The sequence below is a fragment of the Streptomyces altiplanensis genome, from assembly GCF_053591575.1.
Genome location: NZ_JBSFUB010000240.1, coordinates 1 through 1,113, shown reverse-complemented (window position 1 = coordinate 1,113; position 1,113 = coordinate 1). Strand labels below are relative to the sequence as shown.

At 71.6% G+C, this 1,113-nt stretch carries 1 protein-coding gene; it reads left to right on the top strand.

Going from position 1 to position 1,113, the window contains the following annotated elements; all coding sequences use genetic code 11:
* Positions 1-19: 19 nt before the first annotated feature.
* A partial coding sequence (locus tag ACWD0Y_RS36705; protein ID WP_450264587.1) for a SpnB-like Rossmann fold domain-containing protein occupies positions 20-1,113 on the top strand: 1,094 nt, incomplete at its 3' end.

Sequence of the window (1,113 nt, the reverse complement as noted above, 5' to 3'; positions counted from 1 at the left end):
GGATGCGGTGTCGATCTCTGTGGCCGACCTGTCCGGGGCGCCGGTTGCCTCGGTCGACTCCCTGCTCGTACGCGCGGTGTCGAACGAAGAGCTGAGCGCGGACGCCGCGCTGGCCAGGGACGGGCTGTTCGGCCTCGACTGGGTTTCCGTGCAGTCGGGTGCCGAGGTGCCCGAAGCCGTCGCACTGGTGGGACCCGACCCGTTCGGGCTGGCCGACGGGCTCGCGGGAGTGGGGTCGAGCGTCGAGACGTACGCCGATCTGGCATCCCTGACGGCCGGTGACGCCCCGGTGCCGGGCACCGTACTGGTGAGCGTCGTCGGCACGGTCCGGGACGGTGTCGTGGAGTCGGTTCACGCTCTGACCTCCGACGCGCTGATGCTCGCTCAGCAGTGGCTGGCCGACGAGCGGTTCGCCGACTCGCGGCTGGTGTTCGTCACCCGTGGCGCGATGGCGTCCGGTGACGAGGACGTCACGGACGTCGCCGCCGCCGCGGTCTGGGGTCTCGTGCGATCCGCGCAGACGGAGAACCCCGGCTGCTTCGGCCTGGTGGACCTCGGCGTCGCCGAGGACGCCTTCGTACAGATGGCTCAGGCACTGACCGCCGACGAGTCCCAACTGGTCATCCGCGACAACGGAATTCGAGCGGGCCGCCTCGCCCGGCTGGAGTCCGGAACAGGGCTCGTGCCGCCGGCCGGAGTGCCGTGGCGGCTGGACAGCGAGACGAAGGGCAGCCTGGACGGACTGGCCCTGGCGCCCTTCCCTGAGGTCCTTGAGCCGCTGACCGGACACGAGGTGCGGATCGAGGTCCGGGCCGGCGGTGTCAACTTCCGCGACGTCCTCAAGGCGCTCGACATGTACCCCGGCGACGCCGGGCGCATGGGGCGCGAGGCCGCGGGCGTGGTGACCGAAGTGGGTCCCGAGGTGACCGGGCTGACGCCCGGCGACTCGGTCATGGGTCTGGTGTCCGGTGGCTTCGGCTCCCTCGTGGTCGGCGACGCCCGGCTGCTCGCCCGACTGCCCGAGGGGTGGTCGTGGGAGGTTGCGGCGTCGGTGCCGTTGGTGTTCTTGACGGCGTATCACGCGTTGGTGGAGTTGGGTGGGGTGCGGCCGGG